Consider the following 21,915-nt stretch of genomic DNA (forward strand, 5'->3'; position numbering starts at 1 on the left):
GTCTCACATCTCTCGTCCCCCGGCGCAGAGCGCGGCGCGACGATGGTTTCCGAGCCGATCTCGCATGCGATTCGCCGTCGGCGAGCCTATTCGATGCCCCCGACCGTGACAAACCTTGTGATCGCGATCACAACCCCCGTCACCGTGCGTGCCCCGGCACTTTCCAGGACACATCGGTCACGAACGGTTTATCGACCTCTGACGCCGGGACGTTACCGATCCGAGATGTTCCGGGGCAAGTCCTCAGCGCAGAGTGCGGGTTTTCTGTGCATTTACTTGGGTTCGTGTGCCAGGGTCGCGCGCACCCGCGAACCGCCCGTGTGCCCTCTACTCCGGGTTCACGGGCGGCGGCATCTCGAGTCCGCACCGGGCGATCTCGTACTCCGGCTCGCGCTGGATCCGATAGCTGTTGAACGTGAACGCCTGCTTCAGATTGTATTTGAAGCGGGTGAACGACCACGGTCCCTCGAAGGACGCGAACCGGTCCTTGGTCTCAGGGCACTGCAGCGCCACCTGCGCCTGACGGACGAGGTCCTCGTCGAGGTATCCCGGCAGAACCGGCTTGCGCGGATAGGCCCCGGCCTCGGCGACGACCCATTCGCTGGGCAGGATCTTGTCGTGCCCGATGCGGCCGTCCTCGAGCCGCTCGGTGTGTGCGGCGAGCGGATAGGCCAGACCCATCTGGTCGATGACGCGCACGTCGAGCGGCGCGTTCATGCTCGTCATGCCGAGATTGAGGAAGTAGACCGTCACCTGACGCTCGGCACCCTTGGGCATCACCGCGGGCAGCTGCGCGACGTACCACTCGTCGTAGTTGAACGACGGCAGGATGACGCCGCCGTCCTCGCGGTACTTGTCGATCTTCTCGACCATCGCGCTCATCCGCGGGTAGGCGAGGTAGTCCTCGGCGGTCACCGGGTTCTCGTTGCCCATGTTGGTCACATAGAAGCGACGCTCGTCGACGATGCCGCTGCGTCCGATGTCGATGCCGGCGTTGGGCAGCACGTTCGCGTGGGTGCTGATCCCCCACACGAGGACAGTGATCCACAGGCCGGCCATGGCGACCGCACCGGCCAGTCCGACGCGGGTCCGCCGACGTTCGGCCGGCGACACCTCGACAGGTTCGGGCTCGTCGTCGATGACGGACTCCTGCACGGCACGACGGCGCCCGAAGGCGGCACCGAGATGCGCGGGAACCGTCAGCGGTACGACCATGAGCGGCAGCAGCGTGACGAACAGCGGCACGAGCAGGACGCGGCCGTGCATGAAATCACCACCCTGGCGCATCCAGTAGACGATCAGGATGAGACCGGCCACCACGACCACGGACACCACGGCGGTCGACGACTGGAGCCGGGCCGACAACGCGCCCAGGCGGGAGCGGTCGGGATCGACGGTGACCGGGTCCACGGTGCTCGTGGCGGCATCGGCACGCAGGCGTGCACCGACGACAAGGATCACGCCGGCGACGACGGCCATGACGACCGGCAGCAGGAGCACGTACGGACCGAACAGGTTGGTCAGGTAGGCGAAACCCTGCTCCCACTTGGCACCGCTGGCGTCCTTGGCGACCGCCGGATTGGGGACGAGCAGGGCGTAGTAGCCCATCCGGAAGATCTGATAGCCCACCGGGAGCGCACCGGCGACGACGGCGACGCCCAGCCGCATCTTCCAGCCGAGCGGCGCGAAGAAGACGAGGACGAGCACCAGTCCGCCGAACACGGTGAGTTCGGGCCGGACCAGCGGTGCAAGACCCGCGGTGAACGCGAGGGCGAGCGTTGCCGCCGACGCCCGACGAGTGGTCTGTGGACCGCGTCGGGCCCAGGCGACGAGCTGACACCACAGGACGGCGGCCCAGAAGATGCAGAGGCCGTTCTCCAGACCGCTCGTCGCGAAGTCGCGAGCCGGCGGGATGGCGATGTAGATGATGGCGCCGAACGGGAGCAGCAGCGTCCAGCCGTCACCGGTGATCCCACCGAGGCGGTTCCCGTAGAGACGCGCGCTGCCGTACATGGCGATCGGGATGGCGGCGACCGAGCACACCAGTGCCACCCAGAGGGCGACGTACTCGAGCTGGCCGTCGGTGACCCACGCCCAGAACCACAGCAGGTAGGTCCAGGCGGTCGAGGTGTTGGCCTCGACGCGTTCGCCCGCGTTGAACACCGGCCCGTTGCCGGCGAAGAGGTTCCGCAGCGTGCGCAGCACGATCAGGCCGTCGTCGGCGATCCACCGGCGCTGCCAGGCGCCGACGGCGAAGAACGTGCTGACAGCGACGGCGCCGATCAGGAAACTGGCCGCGGCGAGACGACGCCGCGCCCTGTCGACCACGGGCGCGCCCGTCGCGTGGGTGCCCTCTACCTGGGGGTCGTCGACGGAATCGGTACCGACACCGTCGGTGGGTTGCAGACCGTCAATTGACTGCATAGACCGCGACACCCACGCATACTAACCAGGCCACGGCCAGCAGTTGCAGAATGCGGTCGCCGAGGGCGATCTCCTCGGGCTCCCCTGCTGCGCCACCGTCGACGTCGACCGCATAACGCAGGATCGCAACCGTGAACGGCACCATCGAGATCGCGTAGGCGACGTTGGTGTCATGGTTCTCGGCGCCCTTGTCGAACGCCCAGAGTCCGTAGAAGACCACCACGGCCGTGGCCGACAGCGTCCAGACGAAACGCAGGTAGGTCGTGGTGTAGTACTGCAACGCCTTGCGGATCTTGGCGCCGGTGCGCTCGGCGAGCTGCAATTCGGCGTACCGCTTGCCGGCAGCCATGAACAGCGAGCCGAAGGCCATGACGAGCAGGAACCACTGCGACAGCACGATCTCGGCGGCGACACCACCGGCGATCGCGCGCAGCAGGAAGCCCGACGACACGATGCAGATGTCGATGACGGCCTGGTTCTTGAGGCCGAAGCAGTAGCCGAGCTGGATGACCAGGTAGATCGCGATGACGACCGCGGTCTGCCAGTTCGCGAGGAACGAGATGCCGATGGACGCGGCCAGCAGCACGGCGGCGAGGCCGTAGGCCAGCGGCACCGGGACCACGCCGGCGGCGATGGGACGGAACCGCTTGGTCGGGTGGTTACGGTCGGACTCGACGTCCATCGCGTCGTTGACCAGGTAGATGCTCGACGCGGCGAGGCAGAATGCGACGAAGGCGATGGCCGCGGAGCCCAGCACCGAGGCGTCGGTGATGTTGCCCGCGGCCAGCGGCGCGGCGAGCACCAGGACGTTCTTCACCCACTGCCGCGGACGGATCGCCTTGATCAGCCCGGTGGCCAGGTTCTTCGGGGGCCCGGCGACCTTCCCGTGCTCGATCGGCTCCTCGCTCATGCATTCTCCCTGTGTCGTGTCACCCGTGCGATGACGGGGGACGCGGCGAGTCGCAGCGGCCCGCCGGGCACCGCGGCCGTGAGGCCGAGCCGGGTCAGGGCGCGCGCCGCGCGGCGGGCACGTCCTGAGGCCGGAGCATTCCGGGTGGGTTCGAGCAGCACCTTATCGCCCGCGATGACAGCGGCTGCGCTCGCGGCACCGATCGCGGCACCCGCGGTGACGTCTGTCGGATAGTGAACGCCGAGTACGAGACGCGACAGGAGCATCGGCGGCACCAGCACCGCGGGCAGCACCTTGGCGTCCCAGCCGGCCGCACGGCCGATCAGGATCGCCGCGGCGGTGGTCGAGGTGGCGTGCGACGACGGGAAGCTCAGCTTGCTCGGCGTGGACACCCCGATGTCGATGGCCGGATGGGCCGGCCGGGGCCGGCGCACGATGCGCTTGATGATCACCGAGGCCGCGTGCGCACCGAAGGCGCCCACACCGGCTTCGATCCACAACTGCTGCGAGCGCACGTCGCCGCGGGCGCGCGCCAGCGTCCAGCCGGCACCGGAGACGGCCAGCCAGCCCAGGGCGTGCTCGCCGAGGTGCGACAGACCGCGAGCCGCCGACCGCACACCCGGACGGGAACCGATGCCCGTCTGGATGGCGACGAGGACCTTCTCCTCGCCCGCGAGAGGTCTGGGGGCGTCGTCGGCCGGGAGCTTCGTCGACTCCTCGACCTGTACGTCGGGACTACTCGATTCCGAAGACACCCGCCCAGCTCTCCTTACTGGTCAACTCACGATGTGCGGCGCGGTACTGCTGCTTCATGTCGCCGAACTTGTCCTGAAGTTCCTTGATCAGAGCGAAATGCTCGCGCGCGAGGGCGATCATCTTCTCGCGATCACGCTGCCGGTACACCACTCCCCGACCGTCGGCCGTGGTGACGGTGACACCGTCGACGCGGCCGAGTGAGAACCAGCGCGCCTCGATCGGCGGGTAGTTCGCCTGCGGCACCTCGTGATGACGAGGGTCGGCGGGTCGGGCGTTGTTGACCACCGAAGCGGCCAGCGCCTTGATCTTGCTGATGGGATTCAGCGGGATCGACGTGCCCAGATGCGTTGCCTCGCCGGAGGTCCGGGGCAACTCGGTGGCCGACGGCAGCACGACCGCATCCGGGTACTCCTTGCGTATCGCCGCGACCTTCGGCAGCGCGGTCGGCAGGAGGCTGCGGATGTGGTCGGGACCGGCGAGGAAGTCCCGGATCGCCTCGTTCTGGATGGCGACCGTCGAATACTCAAGGCAGAGAAGATGTTTCGCGGTCGCCTTGGTCATCGACCGCAGGATGCCCTTGATCGGTCCGTCGTGGTGGATGGACGCGACGACGAGCCGGTTGCGCAGATGGAAGTACGCCTGCCAGTCGATGGCGTCGTCCTTGTCGCTCCACGCCATGTGCCAGATCGCGATGCCCGGAACGGTGGCCGTCGGGTAACCGGCCTTGGCCGCGCGCAGCGCGAATTCCCAGTCGTCCCACTTGATGAACAGCGGCATCGGCAGACCGATGGTCTCGGCGCATTCGCGGGGGATCATGCACATCCACCAGCCGTTGCCCTCGACGTCGATCCGGCGGTGCAGGTTCTTCGAGTTCTCGCGGTCCCGCAGCGGGTACTCGGAGAAGTTGTGGTCGTATTCGACGAACGGCGCCGCGGTCCACATGAAGGTGTCGCGGCGGATGACCTCACCCATGCAGTGCAGGTGGCTGCGGTCCTGCAAGTTGAGCATCTGTCCGCCGACGAGCATGGGGGACTTGGCGAATCGCGACATGGCCAACGCACGCAGGATCGAGTCCGGCTCGATGGCGATGTCGTCGTCCATGTAGAGGATGTACGGCGAATCGGTGAGTCGCAGCGCCTCGTACATGATGCGTGCGTAGCCACCCGAGCCGCCGAGATTGCCCTGGTCGAAGATGTGCAGCCGGTCGCCCAGAGCCGTTGCGGCCTCGGTGTATCCGGGTTCGTCGACGACCTTCTTGGTGCCCTGGTCGGGCATGATGACCGCGTCGATGACCCCGTCGACCATCGGGTCGGAGGTCAGGGCGGCGAGTGCGTTGACCGCGTCGGTGGGCCGGTTGAAGGTCGGGATACCGACGGTCACGCGCTTGGTGTCGGCGTCGGAGGTCGGCGCGTCGATCGGCGAATACCAACCGGCGGAGACGATCTCGGTGTCGGTGTCGGTGGTGATGTCGAACCAGATCCAGCCGCCGTCCTCGAACGGGCCGAGATCGAGCTCGAATTCGACCACACCGCGGCCATGTTCGTCGGTCGCGATCAGATCGCCGCCGATACCGATGCGCGAACCGTCGATCTTGGAGCGGTACAGGTCGACGCGAGCGGTGCCCACCACCTCGATGCGCAGCACGACCGAGTCCAGGATGCTCCAGCGACGCCAGTAGGCGGCTGCGAAGGCGTTGAAGTAGGTCTCGAAGCTGACCTCGGATTCGCCGCCGAGGAGCACCGAGGTCCGACTCGGTGCGTGTGCCCGCCGGTGGTTGGAGTCGGACTCGAGCAGGTACAGCGACCGCACGTCGAGCGGCTCACCCGCGCGCGGGAAGATGACGCGCTGCAGAAGGGATTTCGCCTTCGACGGTCCGATGCCCGCGTCGGGGATCTCGGACTGGTTCACGGGGGTCACCGTCATCTATTCGGCTCCTGCGGGGTCGGACACCAGCGGCGCACCGTCACGCAGATGCGGCGCAAGGGTGTTGTCGAACATGGTGAGCGCGCTGGCGATCGCCATGTGCATGTCGAGGTACTGGTAGGTGCCGAGGCGACCACCGAACAACACGTTCGCACTGGCGGTCTCGGTGCGGGCAAGTTCGCGGTAGGCCGAGAGCTTGGCGCGGTCGTCGGCGGTGTTGATCGGGTAGTACGGCTCGTCGTCGTCATCGGCGAAGCGGCTGAACTCGCGCATGATGACCGTCTTGTCCGCCGGGTAGGAGTCCCGTTCCGGATGGAAGTGACGGAACTCGTGAATTCGCGTGTACGGCACGTCGGCGTCGTTGTAATTCATCACCGGGGTTCCCTGGAAGTCGCCGGTGTCGAGCACCTCGGTCTCGAAATCGAGTGTGCGCCAGCCGAGTCGGCCGGCGGAGTACTCGAAGTAGCGGTCCAGCGGGCCGGTGTAGACGACCGGCGCGTCGGGGTTCTGCTCACGCAGCTCGTCGCGGACGGCGAACCAGTCGGTCGACAGGCGCACCTCGATGCGCTCGTCGGCGGCCATGTTCTCCAGCCAGGCGGTGTAACCGTCGACCGGCAGGCCCTCGTACTTGTCGTTGAAGTACCGGTTGTCGAAGGTGTACCGGACCGGGAGGCGGGTGATGTTGCCGGCGGGTAGCTCGGTGGGATCGGTCTGCCACTGCTTGGCGGTGTAGTGCTTGATGAACGCCTCGTAGAGCGGCCGCCCGATGAGGCTGATCGCCTTCTCCTCGAGGTTCTTGGCGTCGGCGGTGTCGATCTCGCCGGCCTGCTCGGCGATCAGCTTGCGCGCCTCGTCGGGCGAGAAGTAGCGACCGAAGAACTGGCTGATGAGGCCGAGACCCATCGGGAACTGGTAGGCCTGCCCGTTGTGCAGCGCGAACACGCGGTGCTGGTAGTTCGTGAAGTCGGTGAACTGGTTCACGTACTCCCACACCCGGTCGTTCGAGGTGTGGAAAAGGTGGGCGCCGTACTTGTGGACCTCGATACCGGTCGTCGGCTCGGCCTCGGAGTAGGCGTTGCCACCGAGATGGTTGCGCCGTTCGATCACGAGGACCCGCTTGCCCAGCTGGGTGGCCGCCCGCTCGGCGACGGTGAGACCGAAGAATCCGGAGCCGACGACGATCAGGTCATAGCTGCTACTGGTTGCCACGGGTCCTCAGGGTAACGGACCCTTCCTGAGGATTCTCCGAGCCACGGTGGTCGCCGGGTAATGTTCGATCGTCGGTCTGCAGACATCGGGCCGGTTGTTCTGCTTCTCGAGTAGTTCGGGGCACCGTGACGTCATCACCTGAGTTGTCGACACCGGTGGCCGCCGCGCCACCTGCTGCGGTGGCCTCCCCCATCACCGACATCGTGGTGGTCGTGCCCGTCCACAACGAGCAGGCCCTGCTTCCCTCCTGCCTGGGCGCACTCGACGCCGCGATCGCCGCCGTCCGCGCGTCGGTGCAGGTGATCGTGGTGCTCGACTCCTGCGACGACGACTCCGCCGGCGCCGTCCCCGGCCACATGACGACAGTCCACGTGACCGCCAGGTGCGTCGGCACCGCACGGCGGGTGGGTTCGCCGCGGCCTCGCCGACGCCGGCCGACACCACCTGGTTCGCGACGACCGATGCCGACTCGGCGGTGCCGTCCGACTGGCTGCTCACCCATGTCGCGGCTGCAGACTCCGGAGCCGACGCGTTCGTGGGAATCGTCACTCCCGACGGCTTCGACGGGTGGCCGCCCGCAACCGGGACGATGTTCGACGCCCGCTACGACGCCCGACCCGGTCACCGCCACGTGCACGGCGCGAACCTGGGCATGCGGGCGACCGCCTACTCCGCTGCGGGCGGATTCCGGGATCTCGACGCGCACGAGGACGTCGACCTCGTGCGGCGGCTCGAGGAGGCCGCCGTGCCGATCGTCTGGGGCGCGGACGCCCCGGTACGCACCTCGACGCGGCGGGTTAGCCGGACCGTCGCCGGTTTCGCCTCTTACCTGCGTGAACTCACCGATCAGACTCCCGGGACCATCCGATGAGCACCGACGCGGCCCGCAAGATCGTCGACTCCACCGGGTTCGGCCTGCCTCGACCCGGCACCGGTTCGACACTCGAGCGATTCTCCGCGCTCACCCGCCTCTGCTCTGACGACATCAGCACCGGGCGGCTCGTCGAGGCGCATGCCGACGCCGACGCCATCCTCGGCGAGATCGTCGGCGGCGCGGTCCGGCCGGGCGAGTTCTGGGGCGTCTGGGCTGCTCAGCCACCCGGGACGCGGGTCGACGCCCGGCCGGCCGCGGACGGGTTCCGGCTCGACGGCGTCAAGGAGTGGTGTTCGGGGGCGGGGGCGTGCACCCATGCCCTCGTCACGGCCGTGACCGTCGACGGCAACCGCCTGTTCGCGGTCGACCTGCGGCAGGCGGGCGTGTCCACCGACCTCTCGTCCTGGCACGCCGCCGGCATGCGGGCCACCGACACCGGGAGCGTCACCTTCGACGCGGTGCCCGCAACAGCGGTCGGCGAGGTCGGGGCGTATCTGGATCGTCCCGGCTTCTGGCACGGCGGGATGGGGGTTGCGGCGTGCTGGTTCGGCGGGGCGCGGCGGGTCGCCCGGCCGCTGTACCGCGCGGTGAGCCGCTCGGACGACCCGCTCCTGCGGATGCACGCCGGTGCGGTTGACGCCCAGCTCGCAGCCGGGTGGGCCGCGATCGAGGCCGCCGCCCGGCACATCGACGCCGACCCCACCGCTCCGTCGCAGCGTGAGGCGTTCGCCCTGCGGTGGTCGATCGAACAGATCGCGACCGCCGTCATCGACCGGGTCGGGCGCGCGCTCGGCCCCGGGCCGATGGTCGCCGACCCCGATCACGCCCAGGCTGTCGCCGACCTCTCCGTCTACATCCGGCAGTCGCACGCCGACGCCGACCTCGCGGTTCTCGGGTCTCTCGTCGACGGACACATCCCGGGCCCCCTCGAGGAACCCGCGAAGGAGGACTCATGACCTCGGATGCCGACGGCATGTCGGAACGTTTTGCGGCAACGCCGGTCGCGGAGAACGGAACCCCGGAGATCGAGTGGCAACGGTGGTTCGCCGTCCGAGGTCGCTGGCCGGGCGTGGATCTCTCGGTCGATCGCCTGGTCGTGCTGTCCGCGCATCCCGACGACGAGGTGCTCGGGGTCGGCGCTCTGCTCGCCGCGGCCGCGCGCCGCGGGATCGAGGTGGTGACGGTCTGTCTGTCCGACGGAGCAGCGTCGCACCCGGGCTCGCCGACACTCACACCGGACCAGCTGGCCGACCGGCGCCGCGATGAACTCGACTCGGCAACAGCACAATTGGGCCTGCGCCCATCCCGATGGTGCGGTCTCCCCGACGGCGGTCTCGCCGAGCACGAGGAGGAGATCGAGGTGATCGTGGCCCGGGTTCTCGCCGAGAAACCGGACGTCGCCACCGGCCTGCTGGCCGTGTGGGCGCACGACGGCCACCCCGACCACGAGACCGTGGGCCGTTGCGCCCAGCGCGTCGGCGACCGACTCGGAATTCCGTTGTGGATGTACCCGATCTGGATGTGGCACTGGGCACTTCCCGACGATCCGGCCGTCCCGTGGCATCGGGTTCAGACCTTCGACCTCGACGACGAGGCGCTCGCGCGCAAACGTGCGGCGGTCGAGGCATTCGTCACCCAGGTCAACCCCCTTTCGGATGCCCCCGAGGACGCCGTCGTCCTCGGTCCACACATTCTGGCCAGACTGCTTCGTGATCGGGAGTTCGTGTTCGTATGAGATTGCCCGACAGCTACTTCCATGACATGTACGCGGCGAGCGACGACCCGTGGGGCTTCACCTCGCGGTGGTACGAGCAGCGTAAGTACGCACTGACACTGGGCGCACTGACCAAGCCTCGTTACCGATCGGTCTTCGAGCCCGGATGCTCGATCGGGGTACTGAGCGAGGGACTGGCCCCGCGGTGCGACCGGCTGCTGTCCACCGATGTCAGCCCGCGGGCCGTCGACCTCGCCCGACAGCGGCTCGCCGGGTACCCCCATGTCGACGTCCGGATCGGCGACATCGCAGCCGACTGGCCGTCGCAGCGCTTCGACCTCGTCGTTCTCAGCGAGGTGCTCTACTACCTGGACGCGGACACGCTGGCCGACCTGATCGCCCGCCTCCCAGCGGCTCTGGCTCCGGGCGGGGAGGTCGTCGCCGTCCACTGGCGCTGGCCCGTCTCCGACTATCCGCAGTCCGGCGACGACGTCCACGCGGCTCTGGCCGAATCTCCGATGGTGGCCTCGACGTCGTACTCCGACACCGATTTCCGGCTGGATGTTTTCCATCTGTCACCTGAACGGTCGGTTGCGCAACGAGAGGGACTCGTCGATTCGTAGGGCTTATACGATCCGGCATAATAGATTCTCGACAAACGAGTGTTTCGTTTCCTGCGCTCAGCTGTCGTGCGGGGCTGAGACGCGCGAAATGCGGTCTCCCAAGGAGGCAGGAGTGACCCAGTTGTCGGACTTCGGAGCGCAGATGACGCGCATCGCCGGCGAGATGCGTAAACAAAGCGATGACACCGAGGCCGCCGTGCGGTCGATGACGAAGTACGCCGTCGACGCCATCCCGGGCGCTGAGTACGCATCGGTGACGCTCGTGTCGCACGGCGTCGTCGAGACCCCCGTCATGATCGGCGACCTGGGCGGCGAGGCCGACGAACTGCAGCGCGAGCTCGGCGAGGGCCCGTGCCTCCGTGCCGCGGTCAACGACGTGACGGTGTGGATCGACGACATGCACGCCGAAGAACGCTGGCCCCGGTTCGCCGCGGCCGCCGCCGACATCGGCATCCGTTCGATGGCGTGCTTCTTCTTGTACATCGACGGTGACGACTTCGGTGCCCTGAACCTGCACAGCACCCGTCCCCACGCGTTCCCTGCCGAGGCGCGCCAGTTGGGCGAGCTGTTCGCCGCGCACGCCGCGACCGCGTTCGGTGCGATCCAGGAGAAGCAACAGCTCCGGGCCGCACTCAGCTCACGCGACATCATCGGTCAGGCCAAGGGCATGATCATGGAGCGCTACAAGCTCGATGCCACCGAGGCCTTCGCACTGCTCGCCCGACTGTCGCAGGACACCAACACCAAGCTGGTCGATGTCGCTGCGCAGATCGTCGTGGCCGGTCCGGAGACCTCCTAGCCGAGTCCGTCTTCCTTCGGGAACCCCAGCGCCGGGATGCCGCCGCGTCCCTGGAACTCCGCGAGACTCTTGCCGACCAGGACGCGCGGTCCGGCGGCCGGGGTGAAGAACATCATCCCCTTTTCGTATACCTGCGTGACGCCGGCGGCGTCGGGGGTCAGCGACGGGAGACCCATCGCCTCTCCGAGCGGGCCGGAGAGCCCGCCGAGGTCGGCGAACTTGCCGTCCATGGCCGAGGAGGCGATCTCCAGGAACTTCGCCCCGCCGGGGATGATCTGGTCGACGAGTTGCCCGAAGCTACCGAAGTCGAGTCCCAGCGAGGGCCCGGACGGTCCGGTGGGCGGCTTGACGATGCGCGGCGCCGGCTGGCCCTGGACGGTGAACCACGACGACTTCAGCTTGAGCTTGGTGCGGGCTTCTTCGCCGGAGACCTCGGAGGTTCCACCGGAACCCACAGCGCGGACCTTGATCGCGCGGCCGTGTTCAGCACCGAGGCCGTTGGCCTCGACGACCTCGAAGCTCCGGAGTGCACCGACACCGAACGCCGAGCCGATGGTGCCGGCGGAGATCGTCTCGGTCCAGTTGTGATTGGGCGAGACCGTGTCACCCTCGTCCGGTACGGCCGGGAATCGGCCGCCCGCCGAGAAGCCGCCCGTCGAGGCGGAGAACTCGGTGAATGCGGGCTGGCCGTTCTGCAGCAGGATCTGGCCTGCGGTCGCGTCGGCCGCCACATTCGTACGACGGTCTTCGCCGGACACGCCGCCGTACACCTGGGAGTTCTGGGTGTCGTCGATCTTCTTGCCGCCGGCGATGGCGGCGAGTGCATAGGTACGTGCGGCGACGGCCTGCGCCTGCAGCGCCGCGGCACCACCGGAGTCGGCCCAGGCGGGCAGACTCTCACGCGGGATGACTCCCTTGACGTAGTCGTCGATGTGGATGCGGTTGACCACGCGTCCACCTTCGAGGCCGAGTGCGCCCCGGTAAGCCTTCTCGGAACCGCAGAACTTGAGGAACTCGGCCGCAGGCCGGTTCGGCGCCATGCTCAGCGGTTCGACGAACGTGGCCGGGACGGAGCGGATCACGCCACCGCCGCAGCCGCTGCGGATGGTGGCCGTGCCCCCGGACAAGCTGACCGCCTGTCCGGGAGCCACCGTCTGACCTCCGACGCGCATTCCGGCGTCCGCATGCACATTCACCGAGTTCTGACCCGTGAGGGCCACGATGATCTCGGGCCTGTCCACCTTCCCCGCGGTGGTTCCACCGTAGAAGTGACGCAGGATCTGCTGTGCCGACCAGCCCTTACGGGCGTAGCCGTACGCACCCCATTGCCCCATTCCGCGGCCGTGGCCATGACCGTGTCCGATCAGCGTCACCGTCGACCCGACCGAAAGCTCGACCCCGAGGGTCGATTCCGTTGAACTCGCAGCGACGAGTCCTCCGGCCAGCAGTGCGGGCGCGAGCCCGGCCGCGGCCCAGGTCAGCAACTTTCCGCGAGTCCGTGCGGGCCGGGAACCGGTCGCCGGCCTCCCCGGCAGGAGCCGTCTGGGTCGGGCTTCGTTCACTGCAGAACACATCCTTCGGTCGCGACGACACCAGCCTCAGAAGTTGCCATGGAGCTACAACTTTCACTCGATCGTGGCCGATGTGACGATTGGGACTTACGTGACATTAGTGAACCTCATTCGCGTTCACCAAGTCGAGCGGATCACAACCGCATCACGAGTTGTGACTCGGATCGTGACCTCACCAATAACACCAGTAACACTGGCCTCATAGGTCACAAGACTGTCACGAGTGGTCCGACGTCGGCGTGTGTCGTGTCGGCAGAGGGTCTTCCCGCACCACGATGGCGGCCGACACCGAGCACGCCTCGACGCCCGCCCGGCGCGCGAGGCTGCGCATCGCATCGATGACCGGACACCCCTCCGGCGAGGAGACCCCCAGTGCGTTACCCCCGACCGAAGCATTCGATCGCTCTCGCGGCCATCGCCGCTGCGGTCGTCGCGAGTCCGTTCGCGGTGATCGCGAGCACCTCCGGCCCGCAGGCCGGCGACACCCGGCTCGTCGACAACAAGCAGAAGATCGCCAACACCGAGATCGAGCAGGTGCCGCTGCGTGAGTTGCCCGCCGCCATCCTCGACGTCGCGTCGTCGGGCCTCGCCGCCGCGGGCGTCGCGCTGCCGGAGATCGATCCCGATGCGTTCCCACTCCCCGATCTGACGGTCCCGCTGCCGAAGGGCATCGTGCCGAGCCCCTCCACACCGGGCACTTCCGAGTCGAGCGCACCCGAGTCGAGCGCACCCGAGACCACCTCCTCCGAGGCGCCTGCGCCGTCGACGACCGAGACCGATGATCCGGCTCCCGCTCCGACGAGCACCACGACCCCTCCCGTGACGACGATGCGCGACGGGCGCGAGGTGGGTGCAGCGGTGACGCACATCGTGCGCGAGGACCCCATCAAGATGGTCGCCTTCACCTGGGACCGCCCCGTGGACGTCGACCTGAAGCTGCGCGCCAAGCAGCCCGACGGGAAATGGAGTCCCTGGACTGTCCTGGAGCAGATCTCGAAGGGCGCCGTCCCGAGTGCCGAGAAGCCGGCGGGCACCGAACCGGTGTGGGTCGGCGATGCGCGGGAGGTGCAGGTCGCCGCGTCGAAGGACGGCCTGGCGATCCCGGCCGCCGAGACCCAGGGCGGCGACCTGGCCCAGCTGGCCGTCGGCTCCGGAAGCGAGATCGTGACGAAGCTGGCCGAGACGGCCCTCAACACCCTCAAGGCGACCCTGATCAGCCCGGAGGGTCTGCTGTCGCTGGGTTCGTCGTTGCTGTCCCCGCTGACCGGCGGACCGCAGGTGGTCGCGCGTCAGCAGTGGGGTGCCGACGAGGGGATCCGCTGTTCACAGCCGGTGTACTCGCCGCAGCTCAAGGGAGCGATCGTGCACCACACCGCGGGTAGCAACGACTACACCCCGCAGCAGTCGGTCGAGATCGTGCGCGGCATCTACGCCTATCACGCACAGAGCCTCAACTGGTGCGACATCGGCTACAACGTGCTGGTCGACAAGTACGGACAGATCTTCGAAGGCGCGTTCGGCGGACTCGACCGCAACGTGGAGGGCACCCACACCGGCGGGTTCAACAAGGACACGGTCGGCCTCTCGTTCATCGGCAACCTGGAGGAGGTGCCGCCCACCGCGGCGGCGGTGGCCGCGGCCGGACGCTTCCTGCGCTGGCGACTCGGCAAGGCGGGTCTGAACCCCGCGGGCACCGCGACCCTGATGTCCGAGGGGTTCGCGGGCACCAAGTTCGCGGCCGGGACGCAGTCCAACCTGCCGATGATCTCCGGCCACCGCGACTACAACAGCACCAGTTGTCCCGGCGTGCACGGTTACGCGGCGCTGGAGCAGGTCCGTGCGCTGGCAGGTGGCGCGGCGCCGGCCCCGGAGACGACACCCGAGGCGGCCCCGGAAGGAGCACCGCCCGGTGAGCCCGGAGCGCCCGAACAGGCCCCGGGCCCTGCGCCGGAGGCAGCCCCGCCGGCAGCGTGAGCGGCGGTCAGGCGAACCAGCGCTCGAGCACCTTCGCGACGCCGTCATCGTTGTTGCCGACCGTGATCTCGTCGGCGGCGTCGAGCGCGGCCTGATGGCCGTGTCCCATGGCGACGCCGTGGCTCGCCCAGGTGAGCATCTCGACGTCGTTGGGCATGTCGCCGAAGGCGATCAGTCCGTCGCCGGGTAGGCCGGTGGCCTCACAGAGGCGCGCGAGGCCGGAGGCCTTGTGCGTACCCGGTACCGACAGTTCGACGAGGCCGTTGTCGGTGGAGAAGGTCACCTGGGCGAGGTCGCCGACGAAGGGCTGCAGTCGCGCGGCCATCTCGCCGCTGGGCATGTCCGGTTTCCGTACGAGCAGCTTCACCGCCGGTTCGCTGAACACCTCGTCGTCGCCGACCTCGACGTGGTCCGGGTTCAGCCAGGCGTGTTCGTAACCCGAGCTCGCGACGAACGGCGGCGTCGCGGCGTCGTGTGCCGACCGTCCGGCGCGTTCGGCGGCGATACCGCATCCCGGGATCTGCCGGTAGGCGATCTCCCCCAGCTTCACGAGGGCGTCGGATTCGAGGTTGGCCGACCACAGGACCCGATCGTGCTCGGCGTCGTAGATGATGGCGCCGTTGGCGCACACCGCGTATCGGACGAAGGCGTCGGTGCCGGCGAACTGGTCGGTGATCTCGGCGATCCACCGGGGCGGACGACCTGTCGCGAGCACGAACTCGACGCCGGCCGCACGGGCCGCCGACAACGCGGACACGGTTCGCGACGACACCCGGTTCTCGTCGTCGATCAGTGTTCCGTCCACGTCGCTGGCGATGAGGGTGGGTGGACCGAATGTCATCTGTTTCCTCTGTCTCGGGCCTGGGTGGCCTCGCGTTGTCTTGCCGCGGCCTTGCGGGCGCGGGCTTCGGCTTTGCGGAGCGCCTCATCGGCCTCGATGACCGCGGCCTCCTGTGGTGTCGGGGCAGACCCGCCGAGCCGGGCAGGTACCCAGAACTCGCCTGCCGGGTGCGGGCCGTAGGCGTCCTGGACCTCGAGGAGCATGGCCTCCATCACCTCGTGCAGCCGCAGGGTCTCGCGTTCGGGTTTCTCACCGGGGTCGACGGTGAACGACAATCCGTATCGGACGTGCACCGGGATGCGGCGGCGGCCCATGTTCCGTGGGCCTCCCTTGGTCCATTGCCGGTGGGCTCCCCACACGATCGTCGGGACGATCGGGACACCGGCCTCGGCGGCCATGCGTACCGCACCGCTCTTGAACTCCTTCAGTTCGAAGCTGCGGCTGATAGTCGCCTCCGGGTAGACGGCAACGATGTGGCCGTCGCGGAGGCGTTCGAGTGCCGCGCGGTAGGCGTCGGCACCGCGGGACCGGTCCACCGGAACGGTCTTGGTGTGGTTGACCAGGAAGCGCATGATCGCGACGTCCATCACCTCGGACTTGATGAGGAACCGCGTCCGCCGGCCGGCACGTTGCACGCCCAGCGCGGCCGGGATGAAGTCGACATAGCCGGTGTGGTTGATGCACAGCACCGCCCCGCCGGTCTCCGGGATGTTCTGGACCCCGGTGAAGTGCAGGTCCAGCGCCTGGGCGCGGACGAGCGCGTTCGCGATGATCTCCAGGGTCCGGTAGACCGGCTCCCGTCCTCGACGCGGCCCGCTGCTCATGCCTCCCAGGTTAACGGTCAGGGGTTGTCACGCTGAGCGCGCTTGGCGGCGCGTTCGGCCTGCTCCTCGGCGTCCATCCGGTTCGCCTCCTCGAGCGTCGGCGCCGACCCGCCGAGCCGTGCCGGGACCCAGAACTCACCCTTGGGGTGCTCGCCGTAGGCGTCCTGCAGCTCGAGCAGCTTCGCGCTCATGACCTCGTGCAGCTTGGCGGTGAGGGCGTCGGGATCGCCGGTGGGCTCGAGCGCCTCGCAGACCCCGATCGAGATCGGGTAGCCGGTGCGGCCGAGCCGCTTCGGGTGTCCCTTGGTCCACACGCGCTGGGCACCCCAGATGACGGTCGGGATGATCGGCGCACCGGACTCGATCGCCATGCGTGCCGCGCCCGACTTGAACGCCTTCAGCTCGAAGCTGCGGCTGATCGTCGCCTCCGGGTAGACGCCGACGAGCTCGCCGCGTTCGAGGTACTCCACCGCTGCCCGGTAGCTGTCGGCACCGGCGGTGCGGTCGACGGGGATGTGCTTGAGCGAGCGCATGATCGGGCCGGAGATCTTGTTGTCGAAGACCTCCTTCTTCGCCATGAACCGCACCTTGCGACGCCCCTGCAGGTGCGCGGGGATGCCGGCGTAGGTGAAATCGAGGTAGCCGGTGTGGTTGATCGCGACGACGCCGGGGCCCTCGGCCGGTACATGCTCGACGCCCGACACCTTGAACTTGAGACCTTCGGCCAGCCAGAGCAGGCGGGCGGCGGTGATCACGGTGTCGTAGACGGGTTCCATGCCGGAAAGCTTAACCAGTGACCGGACGCGGCAGGTCAGGCGTCCGCGGCGCCGATGCGGGTGACGGCGAACACGAGGTCGACGGCGGCGTCGGAGAGCTGTTCGGGTGTGAGGGCGAGTCGACCGTCGATGTGGTCGAGGTACAGCGCCACGAGCGCCCCGGTGAGGGCCGAGGAGATCACCGCGACGCGTTCGGGGGCGGGTGAGTTCTCATCGGCGACCATGCCCAGGACGGCCTGGACGACTCCGGGCACTGTGGCCGCCCGATGCGCGCGGAGGACGTCGTCGGCGAGCGGTTCGCGTAACAGGATGCGGGCCCGCCCCGGCTCGTCATCGAAGAACTCGCGGAAGCCCTCGAGCAACGCACGGACGCTTCCCCGCCGGTCAGCGGGCCGCTCGATGCCGGAGATCCGGTCGAGGAGCTGTCGGGTGACACGGTCGTACACCGCGGTGACCAGCTCTTCGGTCGAGGAGAAGCTCTCGTAGAAGTACCGGGGACTCAGATTGGCTTCGCGCACGACGGCCCGCATGGTGACCGCGGCGGTGCCACCGGTCCCCAGCAGGGTCTCGGCGACGGCGAGCATCTGCTCGCGCCGGCCGGTGGACCGGTCCTCGAGCGTCTGCCCACGCCACAGCTTGCCCGAACTCATGTGTTCATCGTCGCATCTGCGCGCCACGGGACTCATGGCCCACGCGAGCGGTCCGCACGGATCGATACATTGGAGGACTGTAGTGCTTTGACGCGCAGCCCCGCGCACACCAGGAAAGGCCCTCTTCGTGCAGATCACCAGCATCGGTCACGCCGGTTTCCACATCCAGACCAACGCCGGATCGATCCTCTGCGACCCCTGGGTCAACCCCACCTACTTCGCCTCGTGGGTGCCGTTCCCGGACAATTCCGAACTCGACTGGAAGACGCTCGGCGACTGCGACTACCTCTACGTCTCGCACCTCCACCGGGATCACTTCGACGAGAAGAACCTGCGCGAGAACGTCAACAAGGACGCGACCGTCCTGCTCCCCGACTACCCGGTGCCGGACCTGCGTGGTGAACTCGAGAAGCTCGGCTTCACCAAGTTCATCGAGACCACCGACTCGGTGAAGACGACGGTGACGAACGACAAGGGTTCGCTCGACGTCATGATCATCGCGTTGCGCGCCCCGGCCGACGGGCCGATCGGCGACAGCGGCCTGATCGTCTCCGACGGCGAGACGGTCTGCTTCAACATGAACGACGCCCGCCCGATCGACCTCGACGTCATCGGCGACGCGTTCGGTCACGTCGACGTGCACCTGCTGCAGTACTCGGGCGCCATCTGGTACCCGATGGTGTACGACATCCCGCGGAAGTCGAAGGCCAACTTCGCCTCTCAGAAGCGTCAGCGCGGCATGGACCGTGCCCGTTCGTACATCGAGCAGGTCGGCGCGACCTGGGTCGTGCCGTCGGCCGGGCCGCCGATGTTCCTCGACGAGGAGCTGTTCTACCTCAACGACTTCGGCTCCGGCGAGACCGCCGACGTGACCTCGATCTTCCCGGACCAGGAGACCTTCCTGGAGCAGATGCGGATCCACGGCACCGACGACGGCGAGAAGCATCGCGGCCTGATGATGGTCTCCGGTTCGGTCGCCGACTTCACCGGTTCGACGCTGAACGAGGTCAGTCACCCGTACGCGCCGGGCGACGTGTTCGGCGAGAACAAGCGCGCCTACCTCGAGCGGATGAAGGAGAAGTTCGCTCCGGTCATCGCCGCGGACAAGGCCACCTGGGCGCCCGCCGAGGGAGAACCGCTGATCGGCGCACTCCGCGAACTCTTCGAACCGATCATGGCCCAGTCGGACCTGATCTGCGACGGCATCGGCTACCCCGTCGGCCTGGTGATGACCCCGGGTGGTGGTCCGGCGAACGACGCCACCGAGACCGTCGTGCTCGACTTCCCCAACCGCATCGTGCGCGAGCCGAAAGAGGGAGAAGGCAAGTACCGCTACGGTTTCCGCATCGCCACCGAACTCGTGCGCACGGTTCTCCGCGACCACGAGCCGGACTGGGTGAACACCATCTTCCTGTCCACGCGCTTCACCACGTGGCGCATCGGCGGATACAACGAGTACCTCTACACGTTCTTCAAGTGCCTGACCGACGAGCGCATCGCCTACGCCGACGGCTGGTTCGCCGAGGCCCACGACGACTCGGCGTCGATCACCAAGGACGGCTGGGAGATCCAGCGTCGCTGCCCGCACCTGAAGGCCGACCTCGGCAAGTTCGGCGTCATCGAGGGCGAGAAGCTGACGTGCAACCTCCACGGCTGGCAGTGGGACCTGACGTCGGGCCGCTGCCTGACGTCGAAGGGCCACGAGCTGCGCGCGAGCAAGCTCGACTGACGCGATGACGGCGTCCGAACGGACCTACGCCGGGCGGCCGGTCAGCGATCGCGCTGCCGAGCGCCGGCGCCGGTTCCTCGACGCCGCACTCGTCGAGTTCACCGGCCCCGCCGGTTATGCCGGCTCCTCGGTGACCTCCATCTGCCGGGCCGCCGGACTCTCGCGCCGGCAGTTCTACGAGGAGTTCAGCGACCGCGAGGACCTGCTCGTCGCGCTGTACGACGAGATCCAGCACGCGGCCCGCGACGCCGTCGCAGAAGCGTTGGCGGGCATGGCTTCCCGTGATCTCCGGCAGCTGGCCACAGCGGCGATGAGCGCCTACATGACCTCGGTCGGCACCGACCCGCGTCGTGCGGAGGTCTCGTTCGTCCAGATCGTGGGCGTGAGCTCTCGCGTCGAGCAGCACCGCCTCGACGGGCGTGAGGAGTGGGTCGAGTTCTTCGTTGCAGCCATGGCCGACTTCGCCGGGCGCGCACCGAGCGAACGGCAACGCCACCTGGCCATCGCCTATGTCGGGGCGCTCACCGGGCTCGTCCACCGCTGGAGTGTGTCGCCCGACCCGGCACCGCTCGACGACATCGTCTCGGTTCTCTCCGACATCCTGCTCTCGTTCGCCGAGCTCTAGCACCTCACCTGCCCGACGATTGTGCGCCGGCACACATCCATGTATCTTCGCTCGAAGTGTGAGACACAGGCGTCTCACTATCTCGAGGGGGTCTTCATGGGTCGGACATCCGGCAGGAGAACGAGGCATGGCCTGCGACTATTCGTCGGAGCGCTGGCCCTCGTTCTCGTCGGCAGCACAGCGCTCGGCGCCGGGACGGCCGCCGCCGTGCCCGTCGCGCCGCCCCTCCCGTTTCCGGTCCCGCCGGCCATCCCCGAGTTCGACGAGGACTTCTACCTACCCCCTGCGTCGGCGTACGCGGACAAGAAGCCCGGCGAGCTGATCGCCGCCCGGCGCGTCCACCTCGCCGCGCTGTCGGTGATCCCGATCAACGTCGACGCCTGGCAGATCTCCTACCGCTCGACCAACACCCGGGGTGAGGCCATCCCCGCGGTCGCCACCGTGCTCAAACCGAAAGGTCCGGCGAAGCCCGGGCCGTCGAAGCTGGTGTCGTGGCAGTCCGCCGAGGACTCGACCGCGCTGTACTGCTCACCGTCGTACGCACTGCAACAGGCCTCGATCCCCGGTCAGCTGACCGGGTCGGTGGACTCCGCCTACGAGGTCCTGCAGATCACGTCGCTGGTCGGTGCCGGCTGGTCGGTCGTGATCCCCGACCACCAGGGACCCGAATCTGCTTTCGCCGCCGGACCTCTCGCCGGACGGATCACCCTCGACGGTATCCGCGGCGCACGCGATTTCGCGCCTCTCGGACTGAAGAAGGACCTGCGGGTCGGGATGATGGGTTACTCCGGCGGAGCGATCGCCACCGGTTGGGCCGCGGAGCTCCACCAGCAGTACGCGCCGGAGCTGCCGATCGTCGGTGCGGCCGAAGGCGGTGTCCCCGCGGATGTCCGGGCCATGGTGGACCTGGCCGACAAGAACGCCGCGTCGGGGCTCATCCTCGCCGGCATCATCGGTGTCAGCCGCGAGTACCCCGAACTCGACCGATTCCTGCAACGCAACCTGAATCCGCTCGGCAAGGCGCTGCTCGCGAGCAAGAATCCGCTGTGCCTGACCTACCAGGCCGCCCTGGCACCGTTCGTGAACATCAAGGGCCTGGTGAACCTACCCGGCGATCCGCTCGGCTACCCGACCCCGCGAAATGTGCTGGAGCAGCTGAAGATGGGCAAGAATGTCCCGCGGTTCCCGATGTTCATCTACCAGTCGAACCCCGACTGGATCGCCCCGGTCGGACCGGTGAACGACCTGGTGCGCACCTACTGCGCCGACCCGGATGCCAGTGTCCGATACGTCCGCGACCACTTCAGTGAACACATCTCGCTCGCGATCGAGGGCTTCGCGCCGGGGATCGTGTGGATGCGCGATCGGCTGGACGGCAAACCGACCGGAATCGGTTGCACCACTACGGATCAGGGTTCGATGGCCCTCGATCCGAAGACCTGGCGGGCGTTCGTGAACCTCGTCGGCAACAACCTGGCCCTGGCCATCAACCAGGAACTCGGTAATCCTCCGCGCCTGCCCTAGGGCACGGCTCCGGCCCGCGCAGCGGGGAGTCGCCGGTGATGTGCACCCCGCATCACCGGCGACCCGGCCGGTTTCAGCCCAGCGATGCGGGGTATTCGTCCCCTCATGACAACTGTGACCGAGATACTCGAGGCACACCCTGAATCGCCCCGGGTTTGCTGGGGGCTCG

19 protein-coding genes are annotated in these 21,915 nt (G+C 68.0%); 9 read left to right on the forward strand and 10 right to left on the reverse strand.

The genetic code is table 11. The features are described from left to right. Window positions 1-327 precede the first annotated feature (327 nt). From zomB to glf, 5 genes are read right to left on the reverse strand one after another with little or no spacing between them, the layout of a single operon-like run. Window positions 328-2,424, reverse strand: a complete 2,097-nt coding sequence (zomB, locus tag OK17_RS03700; protein ID WP_461416695.1) for a flagellar motor control protein ZomB — start codon at window positions 2,422-2,424, stop codon at window positions 328-330. After that, the gene (locus OK17_RS03705) at window positions 2,411-3,334 is read right to left on the reverse strand and encodes a decaprenyl-phosphate phosphoribosyltransferase (protein WP_006867060.1); all 924 of its coding nucleotides are present in this window, start codon (window positions 3,332-3,334) and stop codon (window positions 2,411-2,413) included. Before OK17_RS03705 ends, zomB begins: the two co-directional genes overlap by 14 nt. Then, complete coding sequence (locus OK17_RS03710) at window positions 3,331-4,089, reverse strand: phosphatase PAP2 family protein (protein ID WP_232717505.1); 759 nt, start codon at window positions 4,087-4,089, stop codon at window positions 3,331-3,333. Before OK17_RS03710 ends, OK17_RS03705 begins: the two co-directional genes overlap by 4 nt. Beyond that, window positions 4,070-6,013 carry a glycosyltransferase gene (locus OK17_RS03715; RefSeq protein ID WP_461416696.1) on the reverse strand — a complete coding sequence of 648 codons (1,944 nt, stop codon included), beginning with the start codon at window positions 6,011-6,013 and terminating at the stop codon, window positions 4,070-4,072. The genes OK17_RS03710 and OK17_RS03715 overlap by 20 nt, the downstream gene beginning before the upstream one ends. Beyond that, entirely contained in the window at window positions 6,014-7,222 is a 1,209-nt protein-coding gene (glf, locus tag OK17_RS03720) for a UDP-galactopyranose mutase (protein ID WP_154885272.1), read from the reverse strand. A 382-nt stretch (window positions 7,223-7,604) separates the two neighbouring features. Here glf and OK17_RS03725 point away from each other — a divergent pair, with 382 nt between their 5' ends. The 5 genes from OK17_RS03725 to OK17_RS03745 all read left to right on the forward strand — a co-directional run bounded on the left by OK17_RS03725 (window position 7,605) and on the right by OK17_RS03745 (window position 11,232). Beyond that, window positions 7,605-8,093 carry a glycosyltransferase family 2 protein gene (locus OK17_RS03725; RefSeq protein WP_461416697.1) on the forward strand — a complete coding sequence of 163 codons (489 nt, stop codon included), beginning with the start codon at window positions 7,605-7,607 and terminating at the stop codon, window positions 8,091-8,093. Then, window positions 8,090-9,052 (forward strand): acyl-CoA dehydrogenase family protein, encoded by a 963-nt coding sequence (locus tag OK17_RS03730; protein ID WP_461416698.1) that lies wholly within the window; start codon window positions 8,090-8,092, stop codon window positions 9,050-9,052. The genes OK17_RS03725 and OK17_RS03730 overlap by 4 nt, the downstream gene beginning before the upstream one ends. After that, window positions 9,049-9,831, forward strand: a complete 783-nt coding sequence (locus OK17_RS03735) for a PIG-L deacetylase family protein (RefSeq protein WP_461416699.1) — start codon at window positions 9,049-9,051, stop codon at window positions 9,829-9,831. The genes OK17_RS03730 and OK17_RS03735 overlap by 4 nt, the downstream gene beginning before the upstream one ends. Continuing rightward, a complete protein-coding gene (locus OK17_RS03740; protein ID WP_461416700.1) occupies window positions 9,828-10,433 on the forward strand; it encodes a class I SAM-dependent DNA methyltransferase in 606 nt (201 codons plus the stop codon). Before OK17_RS03735 ends, OK17_RS03740 begins: the two co-directional genes overlap by 4 nt. A 112-nt stretch (window positions 10,434-10,545) precedes the next feature. Continuing rightward, window positions 10,546-11,232, forward strand: coding sequence for a GAF and ANTAR domain-containing protein (locus OK17_RS03745; RefSeq protein WP_461416701.1), 687 nt, complete (start codon window positions 10,546-10,548; stop codon window positions 11,230-11,232). On the opposite strand, the gene OK17_RS03750 is transcribed toward OK17_RS03745, so the two are convergent. Next, window positions 11,229-12,716 (reverse strand): SpoIID/LytB domain-containing protein, encoded by a 1,488-nt coding sequence (locus OK17_RS03750; RefSeq protein WP_461416708.1) that lies wholly within the window; start codon window positions 12,714-12,716, stop codon window positions 11,229-11,231. The genes OK17_RS03745 and OK17_RS03750 overlap by 4 nt on opposite strands. 459 nt (window positions 12,717-13,175) lie before the next feature. On the opposite strand from OK17_RS03750, the gene OK17_RS03755 reads away from it, so the two are divergent. Continuing rightward, window positions 13,176-14,777, forward strand: a complete 1,602-nt coding sequence (locus OK17_RS03755; RefSeq protein ID WP_461416702.1) for a peptidoglycan recognition protein family protein — start codon at window positions 13,176-13,178, stop codon at window positions 14,775-14,777. A 7-nt stretch (window positions 14,778-14,784) separates the two neighbouring features. Here OK17_RS03755 and OK17_RS03760 read toward each other — a convergent pair whose 3' ends face one another. From OK17_RS03760 to OK17_RS03775, 4 genes are read right to left on the reverse strand one after another with little or no spacing between them, the layout of a single operon-like run. After that, on the reverse strand, window positions 14,785-15,618 hold the full coding sequence (locus OK17_RS03760; RefSeq protein ID WP_232717512.1) for an HAD family hydrolase: 834 nt from the start codon (window positions 15,616-15,618) through the stop codon (window positions 14,785-14,787). Beyond that, a complete protein-coding gene (locus OK17_RS03765) occupies window positions 15,615-16,442 on the reverse strand; it encodes a lysophospholipid acyltransferase family protein (protein WP_461416703.1) in 828 nt (275 codons plus the stop codon). Before OK17_RS03765 ends, OK17_RS03760 begins: the two co-directional genes overlap by 4 nt. 17 nt (window positions 16,443-16,459) lie before the next feature. Continuing rightward, a complete protein-coding gene (locus OK17_RS03770; protein ID WP_232717514.1) occupies window positions 16,460-17,218 on the reverse strand; it encodes a lysophospholipid acyltransferase family protein in 759 nt (252 codons plus the stop codon). Between the two features lie 35 nt (window positions 17,219-17,253). Continuing rightward, window positions 17,254-17,868 (reverse strand): TetR/AcrR family transcriptional regulator, encoded by a 615-nt coding sequence (locus tag OK17_RS03775; RefSeq protein ID WP_461416704.1) that lies wholly within the window; start codon window positions 17,866-17,868, stop codon window positions 17,254-17,256. A 127-nt stretch (window positions 17,869-17,995) separates the two neighbouring features. Between OK17_RS03775 and OK17_RS03780 the strand changes: the two genes are divergently transcribed. The 3 genes from OK17_RS03780 (at window position 17,996) to OK17_RS03790 (ending at window position 21,746) form a co-directional block, all read left to right on the forward strand. Continuing rightward, window positions 17,996-19,597 carry a Rieske 2Fe-2S domain-containing protein gene (locus OK17_RS03780; RefSeq protein ID WP_232717516.1) on the forward strand — a complete coding sequence of 534 codons (1,602 nt, stop codon included), beginning with the start codon at window positions 17,996-17,998 and terminating at the stop codon, window positions 19,595-19,597. Window positions 19,598-19,601: 4 nt separating this feature from the next. Continuing rightward, on the forward strand, window positions 19,602-20,222 hold the full coding sequence (locus OK17_RS03785) for a TetR/AcrR family transcriptional regulator (RefSeq protein ID WP_232717517.1): 621 nt from the start codon (window positions 19,602-19,604) through the stop codon (window positions 20,220-20,222). A 96-nt stretch (window positions 20,223-20,318) separates the two neighbouring features. Then, entirely contained in the window at window positions 20,319-21,746 is a 1,428-nt protein-coding gene (locus tag OK17_RS03790; protein ID WP_461416705.1) for a lipase family protein, read from the forward strand. Window positions 21,747-21,915 lie beyond the last annotated feature (169 nt).

Source organism: Gordonia sp. GN26 (genome assembly GCF_054823965.1).